Genomic DNA, 16,727 nt, shown 5'->3' on the forward strand with positions numbered 1-16,727 from the left:
AGCCCTTGATGTCGGTTTCCCACTTTCCCGGTCGTGACCCGCTGGCCCTTGCGCCGGAGGACTGTGGCCGAGGGCATGCTTGCCAGTTCTGCCCTGAGGAAGAGCAGTGCCAGCTGGAGAAAGGCCACCATGAAAAACGGCTGATTGAAACCCGGCTGGCACAGATTGGCCAGATCATCATGGTGATGGCCAACAAGGGCGGCGTGGGTAAAAGTACGGTGTCGGCTAACGTAGCGGCCGGGCTGGCGGCTCAGGGCTACCGGGTCGGGGTGGCAGACGCCGACATCCACGGCCCCAACCAGAGCCGGTTTTTCGGGTTTGTGGGTGAGCGAGTGCGTTTGAGCAAAAAAGGTCTGCCACCCAAAAACTTCGAGTACCCCGGATTGCAGTATTCGCTGAAAGTAGGCTCTCTTGCCTTCATGATGGAGCGGGACGACACGCCTATCGTATGGCGGGATGCCTACAAGCATGACTTCATGCACCACCTGATTGGGTCCTTTGATTGGGGCCCGCTGGATTTTCTGGTGATCGACATGCCACCGGGAACCGGCAACGAACTGATTACCCTTTCGGATATGCTGGAAGGCCATGATGTGGCAGCGTTGCTGGCCACCACGCCCCAGGAAGTGGCACTGATGGACAGCCTCAAGGCGGTGCGGTTCTGTCAGGAGCGGGGGCTTCCCCTGCTGGGTGTGGTGGAGAATATGGCGGGTGTCAGCTGCCCCCACTGCAGCGGCCACTTTCACGTTTTTCCTCGAAGTCATCTTGCGGAAGCTCTGGCGTCTGCCGATGTGACATCCCTGGCGCAAATTCCCCTGTCGCTGGCGTTGTCCAGCGGTTCCGATACCGGCGTTCCAATCGTCGTCTCGGACCCGGAAGGCCCTGAAGCACAGGCGTTTGCTCCCGTTGTCACAGCCTGTGTGGCGCATGCTCAGGCAGGTTTTGCGGAAGCGGCCAAACACTCCCTGCATGGACTTGCACAGGCTGGCCTGGAAAGTGACGAGCTGGAGCAGGCACTGGAATCCGTGCCTGAGGAACAAAGAGACACGCTACGCCAACAGCTTGCATCCTTGCTGGGGAGCTCTAACGATCCTTCACCGCAGAATTGAATACCAGATTTTTGTTGCGACAGGCCCATGGCCGGGCAGAAGCCTTTAAATTGAGAGTATTACCATGACAGACACTCGCGCGCCTGAACGCCGACGTTTTTTCCGCCAGCTGTTAGGAACAGACAACTCTGCAGCGCCCGGCCGCGCACCCTGGCGCCGGGTGCCGGAAGTGGGTGCCGGTGATGGCGATGTGCTCTGGTCGGGCTGGACAGGCAAAGGCGAACTGTTTGTTGTGGGTGATGAAGGCATGGTGTTGCGCTATACCGGTAAAGCCGAAGCAGGAGAAGCGCAATGGCAACAGATGACACTGCCCACACGGTTGCCCTTACATGGCATTTGGGGCACAGCCGCAAACAATCTCTTTGCCGTGGGCTGGATGGGTGCCCTGCTTCACTACGATGGCGATAAATGGCAGTTATTGCGGGGCGGTGTGATTGATGAAACAAACGGGCGTTTTGCCGCCTGTGAGGAAAATACACCCTTGTTTGCCATTGATGGTAACGAACAGGGGCAAGCCTGGGCGGTAGGCGATGATGGCATGGTGCTGCACTTTGACGGAGCCAAGTGGCAGCGGGAGCAAAGCCCCACCCAGGTCAATCTGAGAGCGGTTGCCTGCGCACCAGACAACACCGTATATGCAGCTGGTGCCGAAGGCACAGTGTTGCGCCGGGACAGCAACGGCCTGTGGAAAAAACTCGATTGCCCATTGGGCTCCGGGTTTCATGCTTTGCTGGTGATGGACGATGGCAGCTTGCTGTTGGGCGGTGGCCGTTATTTCGTCGATCAGGGCGGTTTCCGGGGCGAGCTGGTGCGCTACCAGAACGGCCAGTTCCAGGCCCTGAAGTTTGACGAACCCATGCCGCGCCTGAGATCACTGAAAGCCTACAAAGGCGGCGTACTGATTGTTGGCGATCAGGGTCATTTGTACTACTTCAAGGATTTGCGGCTCGACAAACTGGAGAGCAACAGCCATCACGACCTGATGGACATTATAGTACTGTCTACCGGTGAAGCGCTGGCGGTGGGCGATTTTGCGACCATCATGACCGCCGCAGAAGATTTCACCCAGGCTCTGGCGCCGCCACCTGAAGCTGCAGCCGCCAGCCCCTGGGAAGCCATGGATGTACCCACCAAAAACCAGCTTTGGGGCTTCACCGAAGGTTTGGATGGCACCTGCTACGCATGCGGCGAGGCTGGTACGGTAATGCGCTTGCAGGGTGATCACTGGGAGCTTCTGCCACCGCCCAGTGATCTAACGGTGCACTGCCTGTGGGATACCGGGGCCGGGCTTTTTGCCGCTGGCCAGGAAGGCCGCATATTCCGTTTCGACGGTCAGCAATGGTCACTGCATTACGACTTGAACCTTGATCTTACCATCATGGACATGTGGGGCAGCAGCCCCGAATCCCTGTACGCCGTAGGCGATGAAGGCCTGATTCTGCATTTTGACGGTTTGCGCTGGCAGCGCATGCCCAGTGGCACCCAGTCAGCTCTCTACAGTCTCTGGGCCATGGATGACGAACACATGCTGGCCCCCGGCGATTTCGGGTTGGTGTTGAGATACAACGGCAAAGAGTGGAGTGAATTCAACGTGGGCACCGAGAATTTCCTTTATGGAATCTGGGGCAACAGCTTGAGCAATATCTACGCCGTTGGGCTCTCAGGTACATTGGCACATTTCAATGGCCAGCGCTGGCAGCAAATGGCGACCCGCCTGCGGGAAGATATTCTGTCGGTATCCGGCTCCGAGGCCGCAGGCGCCTTTGCGGTAGGTACCCGAGGCTGTGTTCTGCGCCTCGAAGCGGGCCAATGGCTAACGGAACCCAGTGGCAGTGATGCCGGTTTGAGGGTGGTGTGTGCTACCCGAAGGGGTGTGGTTTATGCGGTAGGCGATCGGGGAACGGTGCTGCGGCGCCAAGGCCTCGTCTAAAGGCTTTCCTTGTTAATCCAGAACGTTAATAGCCTCCCATTAAGCTACCGGTAATTGTACCGGTAGCCGTTCGTTCATTTTTGAATATTACCCGCCTGCTCGCTTGTTAACCGCAATGAAGCCTTGCTACCGCCGTTCAGCCGCTTTGCCGCCAGCCGTCGTTCTGAACCGGTGTCAGAGCGCTGGTATTGCTGCGGTTGCCCAGAAAATCCGGACGTTGCTTATTACCACAGAAGGGTTCGGTAAGCTGGTTTTCAGTACTGTTGTATACAAAAAACAGGTTACTGCGTGGCCAGGGCGACAGGTTGGCATTGGAGGCATGTAAGGTGTTGCATTCGAATATAATCAAAGAGCCGGCTGGCCCTGTGGGCGCTTTGATGCCGTGTTTGTTCGCCATCTCTTTAATATCCTGCTCACTGGGCACTCCCAGGTCCTGTTTCTTCAACGAAGACCGGTAATTGTCTTCCGGTGTGCGCCCGACGCACGGGATGAACGTTTTGTGGGAGCCCGGAATCAGCATTAAAGGGCCGTTGAACGGGTTGTTATCGGTCAACGTGATCGAAAAACTGACCGCCCGCATTCTCGGCATACCATCCTCTGCGTGCCAGGTTTCAAAATCGGAATGCCAGTCAAAGCCCTTGCCATGGAAAGCAGGTTTGAAATTGATCCGGGACTGGTGAATATAGGCATCACTGCCCAATATCTGCTTTACCATATCCAGGATTCGCGGGTCCCGGGTGAGTCGGTCAAAGCGCTGTGACAGCCGGTGTATGCCGAAAACGGATCGTATTTCCTGCTTTCCGGGCTCGGTAATTGTCCCTTCAGCACGCAGGATACGGTCGTCGTTCTCGTACGCTGCAAGATCTTCCTGAAACCGCCGGACGGTTTCGTGGTCGAGAAACTGATTGAATACCAGAAATCCGTCCCGTTCATACCTGGCCAACTCGGCCTCACTCAAAGGGCCGTTTGTTCGGTTTTCCCCGCGGCTGTGGATAACTGGGTCTAACCGGTCTATCGGAGCCATTGGGGTTTCGAGACGCGTGGGATAAAAGTCGTCAGTACGAGTGTCCATGTTCGAACCTCCTTCTTTTAAACATCACGATGATGGTGTGCTTTTACTTACAGGTAAGCGAGCAGGTTAGGGAAACTCTTAAATTCCTTAGTGAGTTAACGGTAATTGGGCGTACTCGAAAAGGAATGTAAGGACCGATAGAGGAATTTCAAGCCCGACAGAAATTAAGTTATTGCAATTATCAAATGCAAAATATTATCATTTGCCGCCGATATTTGTTGTCAACTTAAGGAGTGGCTCATGCAGTTCAGGACTTCCATTCTCTCGACCGCGGTTGCAGTCGTGTCTTACGGATTTGCGCTGCAAGTCTCCGCGCAGCCCGTCGAGCTGGATGAAATCGTGGTATCAGCCTCGGGTTTTGAGCAGAGCCAGTCCGCGGCTCCGGCCAGCATTACCGTGATCGGCCGTGAAGAGATTCAGAATAAACAAGCCTATAGCCTCACCGATATTCTTGCCGATGTAGAAGGTGTGGATGTTAGCGGTTCTGCGGGCAAAACAGGTGGTTTTGATATTCGTATGCGAGGCATGCCTGCCGAATACACACTGATCCTGATTGACGGCCGCCGGCAAAACACCGCAGGCAACGTAACGCCCAATGGTTTCGGGCAAACAGCCACCAGTTTTCTACCCCCGCCAGCAGCCATCGAGCGCATTGAGGTTGTTCGAGGCCCTATGTCCACACTCTACGGCTCGGATGCCATGGGTGGGGTGATTAACATCATTACCCGTAAAGTGAGCCCGGAGTGGACCACCTCGCTGACTGCAGAAACCACCCTGAACCAAGACCGGGATTTTGGCGACAGCCGAGCCTACAGTGCGTACACCACCGGCCCGCTTGTGGATAACTTGATTGGCCTGCAACTTCGTGGCCGCTGGTTTGAGAGGGATGAATCCGAATTGGAGTTCCTGGATCTTAACGGTGACCCGATCGAAGTCAGCACCCGCGGGCCTAGCCCGGTAGAGTCTGAGCAATACACGGTGGGCGGAAGGCTCACGGTTACCCCGAGCGATTCGCACGACTTGTGGCTTGATATAGAAACCAGTAAGCAAGACTACGACAACTCGGAAGGTCAGCTGGGCACACTGGGTCCGCGGGGCTACGGCCCGGAACTGGAATTCGATCGGGATCAGTTTGCTGTCGGCCATACCGGACGGTTAGCGATTGGGACGCTTGAAACCAGCATAATGAGAAACGTTACCGAAACCGGTGGCCGGGTCATTCCAAATGGTGTTCCGGGCAAAGCGCCCGGCTTGCATCGGGAATTGAAGGCTGAAAATCGGGTGATTGATAGCAAACTCGTTATGCCCATTGAAAATCACGTTCTGACAGTGGGTGGCCAATGGTTTGATGCCCGGATGACCGATGGTGTGGCCGAGCAGGAGTTCAAACAAAAAACCAAAGCGTTGTTTGTAGAGGATGAGTGGTTCCTTGCGGATGATCTGGCGCTGACCTTGGGTGGCCGGTACGACCACCACGACTCTTTTGGTGGCCAATTTAGCCCTCGAGCTTATTTGGTCTGGAGCTCTACGCCTGAATTGACCATCAAGGGTGGTGTCAGTCGAGGTTATAAAACACCCGGCTTGGAACAGCTGGATCCTGGCGTCGTCGGATTTACCGGCCAAGGTACGATTCCCCTGTTCGGCAACCCGGATCTGCAACCTGAAACGTCCACGTCAACCGAACTTGCGGTGGTGTATGAAAAGCCGGCCGGATATCGTGTTGGTGCTACGGTCTTCTACAACGAATTTACAGACAAGATCGCAGACGGCCCGGATCTGTTGAATTGCAGTTATGCACAGGATCCGAATCGCCCCGGGTGTGTGGATAAAGGTAACTGGCCCTTGGCCGACGTGTTTGGTCAGGACAAAAATATTGATGAAGCCATCACCCAAGGGGTGGAGTTGCACGGTTCGGTGCCTTTCGCACAGGACTGGCGCTTGGCAGCGAACTACACCTATACCGACAGCGAGCAGAAATCCGGAGAGGATAAAGGCGAGCCGCTTACCGACACGCCGGAGCATATGGCCAATCTCGAGTTGCGTTGGGCTCCGTCAGTGCGTTGGTCAACGTTCGTAAAAGCACAGTATGAAAGTGAGCGTTACCGCGCCAGAGAACGGGTTCGCGGAGCCCCGTCCTATGCGGACTTGGGGGACTTCAAGTCGGTCACCCTGGTTCATCTGGGCGGGAAGTTTAAAGCAACAGAGAATGTCGCGTTGAGCGCCACCATTTACAACCTTCTGGATGAAGACTTTATTGATTACAAAGCGTATGACAACGGTAGCCGCTACGGAAACCGGTACGCGAATTCAGAGGAAGGGCGTCGTTTGTGGCTATCTGCGAACGTCACCTTCTAGTCTGTGCGCAACGTGGCACTATTACGAAAACTAACAGTTTAGTGCTAAACGCATAAACGGTAATCGGGTACTCTCCGGCCCCTAACATCCTAGAATTGCTGATTTTTTCAGATCGGCGGCAGGAAAAAATGATAAAGGAGAGTATCCGTGCGTAAATTGGGTCAATTCATAGCGTTGGTGGGCGCCCTTGCATTGGGCAGCGGAGCCGCGCCGGTGACAGCTTCCGACAAGCTTTACATCTATACCGAGAACTTCCCTCCGTACAACATGAGCGCCACAGGCCGTGCTTTTGAGCATAACGGTAATGAAGTGGACGGCATCTGTTCGGAGATGGTCAAAGCGATTCTGGATAAATCGGGCCTGGACCATGTCATCAAGCTGCGCAATTGGGATTACGGTTACAAGCGCGCTCTGAGCAAACGCAACCACGGCATTTTTTGTACAACCTACACCGAAGAGCGAGCGCCCAATTTTAAATGGGTAGGGCCGCTGACGAAGAACCTGTGGACAGTTTTTGCAGCCGCCGGCACCAACTTGGACATCGACAAGTTGGAAGATACCAAAGGTATGTTATACGGAGGCTTTCGCAACGATGTGATGACCAACTACCTATTGGATCGTGGTTATAAAGTCTCGGAAATGGAAAGTGATGACATCAACCCCAAGCGTTTGGAACTGGGACAGGTAGATTTGTGGATCTCGGATCGACTGGCGGGACCTTACTTTGCGTCACAGCAAGATGTGGAAGGCTTGGAACCGGTTTATTCGTTTAACGAGTCTGAACTGTATCTCGCGATGAACCCGAACACCCCGGATGATGTTATTCAGAAGTTGCAAGAAAGCCTGGAAGCCATCAAAGAAAGTGGTATGTATCAGGCTATCGAGACTAAATACGGGCTATAAGCTTCTGCAAAAAAATCCCGGGTAGAAGACCTACCCGGGAGAGAGGTTACCGGTGGAGTTACCCGGTAAAGGCCAAATTATCTGCTTCGATCTGCATCAGATTACGGGTCGGGCTCAGCATGCTGGTGGCATGGCTTTGAGCGCGGGGCAGCAAACGCTCGTAGTAGAATTCTGCCGTGTTGATTTTGGTCTGGTAGAAGGCTTCGGATTCTTCGCCGCCGTTCTCCAGTTTGTCAGAAGCCACCGCGGCCTGACGCAACCACATGTAAGCCATCGACACATAGCCGCTGTACATCAGGAAGTCGTAAGCCGCTGCGCTGACCACATCGCGGTCTTTGCGAGCAGACAGCATCACGCGTACCGTCAGCAGGTTCCACTGGGCAGTCAGCTTCAGCAGCTCAACGGCCATCGGACGCAGCGTGCTGTTGGTCAGATGCTTACGGGCGAAGTTGGCAACTTTTAAAGTGAATTCACGTACCGCACCACCCTGAGTCATCAGCAGCACTTTACGGCCCAGCAGGTCCAGAGCCTGAATGCCGGTGGTGCCTTCATACAGCGTGGCGATCCGGGTATCCCGAGCGATCTGTTCCATACCGTGCTCACGGATGTAACCGTGGCCACCAAACACCTGCATCCCTAAGTTTGCCGCTTCGTTGCCCAGTTCGGTCAGAAACCCTTTCAGGATCGGAGTCAGGAAGCCCAACTTGTCGTCGTGCTTTTTCACCGCTTTTTCATCGTTGGCAGTATGCGCTTCCACCATATGGTCTGCGGTTTTCGCAGCGTAATACAGCATGGCGCGGCCGCCTTCGGCGATGGCTTTCTGAGTCAGCAGCATGCGGCGAACATCAGCATGGTGAATCAGGCTATCGGCCACCTGGTCCGGTTCTTTCTTGCCGGACAGCGCGCGCATGGAACGACGGTCTTTGGCGTACTCAAGCGCCCACTGGTAAGACAGTTCGGCCGGGCCAACGCCCTGAATGGCAGTACCGATACGAGCCGTGTTCATGAAGGTGAACATGCACTCGAGGCCTTCGTTCTCAGGGCCGATCAGGTAGCCGGTTGCATCATCAAAGTTCATCACGCAGGTGGCGGAAGCTTTGATGCCCATTTTCTTTTCGAGGCTGCCACAGTTCACGCCGTTGCGTTCACCCACGCCGCCGTCTTCGGTGGGTAGGAATTTCGGAACGATGAACAGGCTGATGCCGCGGGTACCGGCCGGAGCGCCGGGCAGGCGGGCCAGTACGATGTGGACAATGTTTTCGGTCAGGTCGTGATCACCGGACGAAATAAAGATCTTGGTGCCGGTCAGTTTGTAGGTACCGTCTTTCTGAGGCTCGGCTTTGGTTTTCACCTGGCCAAGGTCGGTTCCGCACTGGGGTTCAGTCAAACACATGGTGCCGCCCCAACGGCCTTCCGTGAGCGGAACCAGGTAAGTTTGCTTCTGCTCGTCACTGCCGTGCAGGTAGATGGTGTTCATCGCACCCAGCGACAGACCCGGGTACATGGCGAATGACCAGTTGGCAGTGCCCATCATTTCCTGTTTGAACAAGCCCATGGAAGCAGGCAATCCCTGACCGCCGAATTCTTCCGGTGCCGACAGACCCTGCCAGCCGCCCATCACATACTGGTTGTACGCGTCTTTGAAACCTTTGGGCGTGGTTACTTCGCCGTTTTCCAGCTTACAGCCTTCTTCGTCGCCTATCTGGTACAACGGGCTCAGCTCTTCTTCACAGAACCGGCCGCACTCATTCAATATCGCTTCAACAATATCCGGAGTGGCGTTCTCGCCTGAACTCAAACCCGCGTAATGACGTGGATAATCGAACACGTCGTTCATCAGAAACTTCATATCCCGCAGGGGGGCTTTGTACTGAGGCATATCCAATCCTTCCCGTGTGCATTAGAGGGCTCAACGACCCTGATGCTTTTAGTTGTACGGCATTCAACGAAAGCTGCCATTGACGAAAAGCTCCGAGGCCAATGTCAGTTTGGACAATTGGCTCAAATGACGGAGTAGGGGCCCGGCTCTAAGTGTGTAAATATTATGCAAACCTCCTTGGTTTCGAAGAATGCACATGGCATGCCTCAGAAGACTCTTATAAGGTAACTGGAACCGAATCTGTTAGTACTTGTCAGTCTGGATCCGGGGTGTGGATAACTCCAAACGTACATTATCAACAGGTAGTCAAAGCGCATGTGGAAGCAGTGGTTGGTTGGGATGGCGGTTGTCGCCATAGTGCTGGTGGGAGTGGGTGTGTATCTGAACCAGCAACCGGTTGCGGAAGGGCAAGATCAGCAAGCCAAGCCGACGACAGTTAATATTGGCCAACCACAAATGCGGCAGATTCGTGATCAGATTTCTGCGGTCGCCAACCTGCGGCCCGTGGACTCGGTGGAACTGATGACGGAAGCCAGCGGTCGGGTGGTAGAGCTGAACCTGAAACCCGGCCAACCGGTTCAACAAGGTGAGGTGCTGCTTCGCTTGGACGACCGACAGGCCCGTGCTGATTTGGCGGTATTGAAAGCCCGCCTTTCCGATGCCCGGCGCCAGTACGACAGGGCTCGAAGTCTGCGGGCCAACAACAGTGTGTCCCAGTCCCAAGTTGATGAGCTGCAAACTTCGGTGGCTGTTGCGGCGGCTGAGTTGGAAGCCGCCAAGGTTCGTTTGGAAAACCACCGTATCGAAGCGCCGTTTGCCGGTGTGATCGGGCTTTCAAACATTAGCCTTGGCGCTTTTTTGCAAGCAGGAACCAGCATTACCACACTGGATTCCAGCGGCCAGCTTGAGTTGAATTTTTCAGTACCGGAACGGTTTGTCGGCCAGGTAAAGGTTGGCCAGCCAGTCTCAGCGGTGTCGCCCGCGTTTCCCGACCAATTATTTGAAGGCCAATTGGTGGAACTTGCCACCCGCATCAGTGAATTAAGCCGAACTTTGGCGGTGCGCGCACTGATCGACAATCCTGATGGCCAACTGCGGCCGGGGCAGTTTATGTCGGCCTCACTGACCCTGCAGCAACGAGAAGCACTGGTGGTGCCTGAGCAGGCAGTGATGGTGCGTGGTGATGAGAAGTACGTGTTCTTGGCCGAGGATGGCCTTGCCCGCCGGGTGCCCGTTCAGATTGGAAATCGCATGCCGGGGTGGGTGGAAATCAAAGAAGGATTGAGTCTCGAAGACTCTGTCGTGGTCACCGGGCAAGACCGGCTGAGCTCGGGGAACCGCATACGGGAGCTTGAGTCTGATCGTTCGATTCCCGAAAACCGGTTTGAATCGGTTCGGGAGTCCTGATTTATGGTTTTATCTGATGTTTCTATCAAGCGCCCGGTTTTTGCCACCGTTCTTAGCCTGTTAATCGTTGTTTTTGGTCTCTCGGCGCTGTTCGGCTTGCCGGTGCGGGAGTATCCGGACATTGACCCACCCGTGGTGTCGGTTTCAACCGAATACACCGGTGCTGCTGCCGAGGTAGTGGATAGCCAAATCACGCAGGTGATTGAAGGCAGTATCAGCGGAATAGAGGGCATTCGTTCGATTGAATCCTCCACCGAGCAGGGTGAGTCCCGAACCAACATCGAATTCAACACCTCCCGAGACATCGATGTTGCCGCGAACGATGTGCGGGACGCGGTATCGCGCATCCTGAACCGGTTGCCAGATGAAGCCGATCCCCCTGTCGTCAGGAAGGCCGACTCCGACGCGCGCCCCATGATGTGGGTCACTCTGACCAGCGAGGTTTGGGACGCAGCCGAACTCAGTGATTTTGCCGACCGGGTACTGAGTGATCGCTTTTCAGTGCTGGATGGAGTGGCCGATGTTCGTATTGGCGGCGAACGCCGTTACGCCATACGGGTTTGGCTGGATCGGGAAAAGCTGGCGGCACGAAACATTACCGTCGCCGAAGTAGAGCAGGCGCTTCGCGCCAATAACGTGGAATTGCCGGCCGGGTCGGTGGATTCAGCCACCCGAAATTTCACCGTACGTGCGGAAGGCCGGTTATCCACAGTGGACGAGTTCCGTAATCTGGTGGTGCGCCGGGATGGCAATGATCTTTTGCGTCTGGGCGAAGTCGCCAACGTAAACATGGGGGTGGAATCCGATGTTGGTCGACTCCGGGCCAGTGGGCGGACGGCCATCGGGATGGGCATCATCCGCCAGTCGAAAGCGAATACGGTTGCTGTTTCCGACGCCGTGAAAGCCGAGCTGGAATCGATTCGTGAAACCTTGCCTCCCGAAGTGTCGATTTCCGAAAGCTATGACGAATCCATCTTTATCCGCGCCTCCATCAAAGAAGTGCTGATCACCTTGGCGATCTCTGTGTCGCTGGTGATATTGGTGATTTTCCTGTTTCTGCGCTCCTGGCGCGCCACTTTGATACCTGCGGTGACCATACCGGTTGCGGTGATCGGGGCCTTTATCGGTTTAGGTTTTCTGGGCTTCTCCATCAACGTACTGACATTGCTGGCGGTGATTCTGGCAATTGGCCTGGTGGTGGACGATGCCATTGTGATGCTGGAGAACATTCAGCGTCGTATTGATGAGGGCGAACCGCCATTGCTGGCGGCCTATCACGGTGCCAAGCAGGTCGCCTTTGCGGTGATTGCCACCACGTTGACCTTGGTGGCTGTTTTCGTGCCGATTTCGTTTATGGGCGGCAACATCGGGCGGCTGTTTGCGGAGTTCGGCTTTACGTTGGCCGCAGCGGTGATTGTTTCCAGCCTGGTGGCCCTGACGCTGGCGCCCATGTTGTGTTCCAAATGGCTCAGACACAGCCCCGAAACGGAAGAAGGGCATCGTCTGTGGGCGTTCAGTGAAAGGGTATTGAATGGTCTGACCCGTGGCTACGAGAAAGCATTGCGGTTTTCCTTAAGCCAATCCGGTTTGTTGCTCGGGTTGGGCGTGGCCGGGCTGGTCATGGCTGCGGCGATCTATCCGAATCTTCCACAGGAATTGGCACCTACTGAAGACCGCGGCGTGATCATTATGCCGGTTGGTGCGCCACGGGGTTCCACCGTGGAGTTTACCGATCATTTTGTCCAACAGGCTGAAGAGGAGCTGCTTGAATATCTGGATGAGGGTATAGCAGAGCGATTTTTGTCCATCGTGGGCTTTCGAAACGAAGAAGACAGCGCCTTTATGATCATGGGGCTGGTGCCCTGGGATGAGCGTGCTATAAAGCAGCAGAAGGTAACTTCGGAAATTCGTGAAAAGCTTGCAGACATTTCTGGCGTTCGCATCAGCGTGATTAATCCTCCAGGACTGGGCCAACGAGGGTTTAGTCAGCCCGTGGAATTTGTGGTGGCAGGCCCGGACTACGAATCGGTACAAGCCTGGAGTGATGAAATCGTTGAGCGGGCGAAAGAAAATCCGAATCTGTTGAACGTCGACAGCGATTTTGAGCTCACCCGCCCGGAATTAAGGGTCAACATCGACCGGGATCGGGCGGCTGACCTCGACATTACCGTTGAAGACGTCGGCCTGACGCTGCAAACCATGCTGGCTTCTCGTCAAGTTACTACCTACATGGACCGCGGCCAGGAATACGATGTGATTGTTCAGGCTGAAGATGCCCAGCGCGCAACCCCGAACGATCTGGCGCAAATATTCATGCGGCCGAGGGCAGGGGGAGAGCTGATCCCGTTGAAAGCTCTGGTGTCTGTGGATGAAATTGGTGCCAACCCTGATCTCAAGCGCATTGACCGGTTACCGGCAGTGGTGATCAGTGCTTCGCTGGGCGATGGCTATGATCTGGGCACCGCGCTCAACTACCTGAACAATCTGGCTGTGGATAACTTGCCGCCGGAAGCGCGAGTGTCGTTCCGGGGCTTGTCCCGGGAGTTCGAGGAATCGTCATCGGCCATCTTGGTCACCTTCGCCTTGGCGTTCGTGATTGTTTTTCTGGTCCTAGCGGCACAATTCGAAAGTTGGATTCATCCGTTGATTATCATGTTGTCTGTGCCCTTGGCGGTCACCGGTGCTTTGCTAGCGTTGGCTTGGTCGGGCATCAGCCTGAACATCTACAGTCAGATTGGCATCATCATGCTATTGGGGCTGATGGCGAAGAACGGAATACTCATCGTTGAGTTTGCCAACCAGCTTCGGGACCAGGGGTATGAAGTCCGGGATGCCATTCTGGAAGGTGCCATTCTCCGTTTCCGGCCGGTGTTGATGACCACGATATCCACAGTCTTCGGAGCGGTGCCCTTAGTGATTGCCACCGGCGCCGGGGCGGAGAGCCGCGCAGCGATTGGCGTGGTGATTTTGGGTGGGCTTATCTTCGCGACCACGTTAACGCTGTTTATTATCCCGGTGTTGTATAACTTGCTGGCCCGATTTGCAAAATCCTCCAATGCTGTGGAAAAAGAGCTGGAGCGGCTGTCCGCGGGGTCGGTTGAGGATTCCGGCCAGATATGAATGTCGTGATCAATCGCGGATGGCCCATTATGCCTTCCCACATTTGTGGATAAATTGTTTGATAAGTTCGGGAAGAGTTTTGGATATTAATGTAAAACTTGTTATTTATTAGATACTTAATGTGTTTGTGAACAGGTTTTTTTGAGCATATTTTCTGTGGATAAAAACTTTAAGAACTTGTCAGGAGCTGATCACAAGCCTCTGAAAATCCGTGAGTTTCAGTTTTCCCACGCGATGAAAAACATAACTTTGTATAGTGTTTACGGTTGATCGTGCTTGAGTGATTTGGGATTACCCGTAATCTGGTTAAAAATTGCACATTCTGACTGCAATCTCTTCAATGAAGCGGTATACTCCCGCACCTGATTTTATCCCCCGATTCCCGAGGTGTAGTGTGGATTTTCCGACCCGTTTCGATGTCATAGTCATTGGTGGTGGCCATGCCGGTACTGAAGCTGCTCTAGCGGCCGCGCGCATGGGCTCAGCAACCCTGTTGCTGACCCACAACATTGAAACCTTGGGGCAGATGTCCTGTAACCCCGCCATTGGTGGTATCGGTAAGAGCCATCTGGTGAAAGAAATCGATGCCTTGGGCGGCGCCATGGCCCGAGCCACCGACCAGTCCGGTATCCAGTTTAGAGTGTTGAATGCTCGCAAGGGCCCGGCTGTTCGCGCAACACGCGCTCAGGCAGACCGGGTGCTGTACAAAGCGGCGATTCGCCACACGCTGGAAAATCAGCCGAATCTCACACTGTTTCAGCAAGCCGCCGATGATTTGATTGTGGAAGACGATCAGGTGGTGGGTGTGGTAACCCAGACCGGCATCCGTTTTAACGCGAAAACGGTGGTACTCACCACCGGCACTTTCCTGGGCGGAGTTATCCACATCGGTATGGAGAACCATGCCGGTGGCCGCGCGGGCGATGCTCCAGCCAATGCCTTGGCCAAGCGCCTGCGGGAACTGCCTTTCAACGTAGGCCGCCTGAAAACCGGTACTCCGCCGCGTATCGATGCGCGCACGGTGGATTTCTCGGTCATGCAGGAACAGTGGGGTGATACCCCGGCACCGGTTATGTCGTTCATTGGCAGCAGAGATGAGCACCCAGAGCAGGTCTGCTGCTACGTGACCCGGACCACCGAAGAAACCCACGACATTATCCGCAGCGGCTTCGACCGCTCGCCCATGTTCGCCGGCAACATCGAAGGTGTTGGGCCTCGTTACTGCCCGTCGATTGAAGACAAGGTCAATCGTTTCGCGGACAAAGATTCACATCAGATCTTTGTTGAGCCGGAAGGTTTGACCACCAACGAGCTTTATCCGAACGGCATTTCCACCAGCTTGCCATTTGATATTCAGCTCAAGGCTGTGCAGTCCATTCCCGGCTTTGAAAACGCCCATATACTGCGACCGGGCTATGCCATCGAGTACGATTACCTGAACCCGCAGGATCTGCGCCACACCCTGGAAACCAAGTTTATTCAAGGCCTGTATTTTGCCGGCCAGATCAACGGCACTACCGGTTACGAAGAGGCCGGTGCGCAGGGCTTGCTGGCGGGGATTAACGCGTCGCTGCGAGCACAGGATAAAGACGAGTGGTACCCGCGCCGGGACGAAGCCTACCTGGGCGTGTTGGTTGATGATCTGATCACCATGGGTACCAGTGAGCCGTACCGCATGTTCACCAGCCGTGCCGAATACCGGTTAATTCTGCGCGAAGACAACGCCGACCTGCGTTTGACCGAAACCGGCCGCAAGCTGGGGCTGGTGGACGACGAACGCTGGCAGAAGTTCTGCGAAAAGAGCGAAGCCATCATCACTGAGCGTCGTCGTCTGGAAGAAACCCGTATTCACCCGAACACGGAAGCAGGGGAGCGCGCTAACGGATTCCTCAAGCAGCCGATGACCCGTGACCAATCGCTGGCCGAGCTGCTACGCCGCCCGGAAATCGTGTACCAGCACATTGCCGACATTGGTGGTGAGTGCGCGGAAGACCCGGTTGTGGCCGAGCAAGTGGAAATTGAAGTCAAATACGAAGGCTACATTTCCCGCCAGGCCGATGAAATCGAGCGCTTGCGGAAAAACGAGAACACCCGGTTGCCTGTAGACCTCGATTACGACGTGATCGGTGGCTTGTCCAACGAGATCAAACAAAAGCTGCAGGAAGTGCGCCCGGAAACGGTTGCCCAGGCTTCTCGCATCCAGGGCGTGACCCCGGCCGCGATCAGCCAGATCCTCGTTCACCTGAAAAAGCGGGACCTTCTCCGCAAGCAAAGCGCCTGATCCAACCTCTATGACTTATCCACAATGGCAAAGCCAGCTCCGAGACGGGCTGGCAGAAATGCAGCTTTCCTTGAACGATAGCCAGCAACAACAGTTGCTGGCTTTTCTCGCTCTGCTGAACAAATGGAATAAGGCGTACAACCTGACGGCGGTCCGGGATGAGCGGGTCATGGTATCGCGCCAGTTGCTCGACAGCCTGAGCATCGTGCCTTGGATCACGACCGATCATTTGCTCGATGTCGGTGCCGGCGGTGGTATGCCCGGTATTCCCCTGGCCATTGCGTTTCCGGACAAACGCTTTACGCTTCTGGACAGTAATGGCAAGAAGACCCGGTTCCTGAACCAGTGTGTCCTGGAGTTGGGTTTAAAGAATGTGGACGTTATCCACGGCCGTGCCGAGGATTGCCAGCCCGAGCAGCCGTTTCGCCAGATCAGCAGCCGCGCGTTCACCGCGTTAGAGAACCTGGTGACCTGGTGTGAACAACTTTTGGCGCAAGACGGTGAGTTTCTTGCTATGAAAGGACAGTATCCGGATGATGAAGTGGCTGCCCTTCCAAGCCATTGGCAGGTAGAATCCAACCATTCTCTGAATGTCCCCGGTGCTGACGGTGAACGACATCTGTTGGTCGTCACCCGGCATTCATCACCCCGGTAACCCGCAATAGCAGGAG

Annotated in this window: 10 protein-coding genes; 8 read left to right on the top strand and 2 right to left on the bottom strand. The window is 55.1% G+C overall.

Features of this window, described 5'->3' with window-relative positions:
* Positions 1-8 precede the first annotated feature (8 nt).
* Together MWU64_RS10655 and MWU64_RS10660 are read left to right on the top strand one after the other, a co-directional pair.
* The gene (locus tag MWU64_RS10655) at positions 9-1,109 is read left to right on the top strand and encodes a P-loop NTPase (protein WP_247064214.1); all 1,101 of its coding nucleotides are present in this window, start codon (positions 9-11) and stop codon (positions 1,107-1,109) included.
* A gap of 64 nt (positions 1,110-1,173) precedes the next feature.
* Entirely contained in the window at positions 1,174-3,039 is a 1,866-nt protein-coding gene (locus MWU64_RS10660) for a hypothetical protein (RefSeq protein ID WP_247064216.1), read from the top strand.
* Positions 3,040-3,175: 136 nt separating this feature from the next.
* Here MWU64_RS10660 and thpD read toward each other — a convergent pair whose 3' ends face one another.
* Positions 3,176-4,111, bottom strand: a complete 936-nt coding sequence (gene thpD, locus MWU64_RS10665) for an ectoine hydroxylase (protein WP_247064218.1) — start codon at positions 4,109-4,111, stop codon at positions 3,176-3,178.
* A 240-nt stretch (positions 4,112-4,351) separates the two neighbouring features.
* Here thpD and MWU64_RS10670 point away from each other — a divergent pair, with 240 nt between their 5' ends.
* Positions 4,352-6,466 carry a TonB-dependent receptor gene (locus MWU64_RS10670; protein WP_247064220.1) on the top strand — a complete coding sequence of 705 codons (2,115 nt, stop codon included), beginning with the start codon at positions 4,352-4,354 and terminating at the stop codon, positions 6,464-6,466.
* A gap of 147 nt (positions 6,467-6,613) precedes the next feature.
* Positions 6,614-7,369, top strand: a complete 756-nt coding sequence (locus MWU64_RS10675; protein WP_247064222.1) for an ABC transporter substrate-binding protein — start codon at positions 6,614-6,616, stop codon at positions 7,367-7,369.
* Between the two features lie 58 nt (positions 7,370-7,427).
* Here the strand turns inward: MWU64_RS10675 and MWU64_RS10680 are convergent, their stop codons facing one another.
* Positions 7,428-9,248 carry an acyl-CoA dehydrogenase C-terminal domain-containing protein gene (locus tag MWU64_RS10680; protein ID WP_247064224.1) on the bottom strand — a complete coding sequence of 607 codons (1,821 nt, stop codon included), beginning with the start codon at positions 9,246-9,248 and terminating at the stop codon, positions 7,428-7,430.
* A gap of 315 nt (positions 9,249-9,563) precedes the next feature.
* Between MWU64_RS10680 and MWU64_RS10685 the strand changes: the two genes are divergently transcribed.
* The 4 genes from MWU64_RS10685 (at position 9,564) to rsmG (ending at position 16,711) form a co-directional block, all read left to right on the top strand.
* Positions 9,564-10,655: an efflux RND transporter periplasmic adaptor subunit gene (locus MWU64_RS10685; RefSeq protein ID WP_247064226.1), complete on the top strand. Its 1,092-nt coding sequence runs from the start codon at positions 9,564-9,566 to the stop codon at positions 10,653-10,655.
* 3 nt (positions 10,656-10,658) lie between these two features.
* Complete coding sequence (locus tag MWU64_RS10690; RefSeq protein ID WP_247064228.1) at positions 10,659-13,775, top strand: efflux RND transporter permease subunit; 3,117 nt, start codon at positions 10,659-10,661, stop codon at positions 13,773-13,775.
* 394 nt (positions 13,776-14,169) lie between these two features.
* Positions 14,170-16,056, top strand: a complete 1,887-nt coding sequence (gene mnmG, locus MWU64_RS10695; protein ID WP_247064230.1) for a tRNA uridine-5-carboxymethylaminomethyl(34) synthesis enzyme MnmG — start codon at positions 14,170-14,172, stop codon at positions 16,054-16,056.
* Between the two features lie 10 nt (positions 16,057-16,066).
* Positions 16,067-16,711 (top strand): 16S rRNA (guanine(527)-N(7))-methyltransferase RsmG, encoded by a 645-nt coding sequence (gene rsmG, locus MWU64_RS10700; protein WP_247064232.1) that lies wholly within the window; start codon positions 16,067-16,069, stop codon positions 16,709-16,711.
* Positions 16,712-16,727 lie beyond the last annotated feature (16 nt).

This window comes from Marinobacter sp. S0848L (assembly GCF_023016065.1).
GTDB lineage: Bacteria > Pseudomonadota > Gammaproteobacteria > Pseudomonadales > Oleiphilaceae > Marinobacter.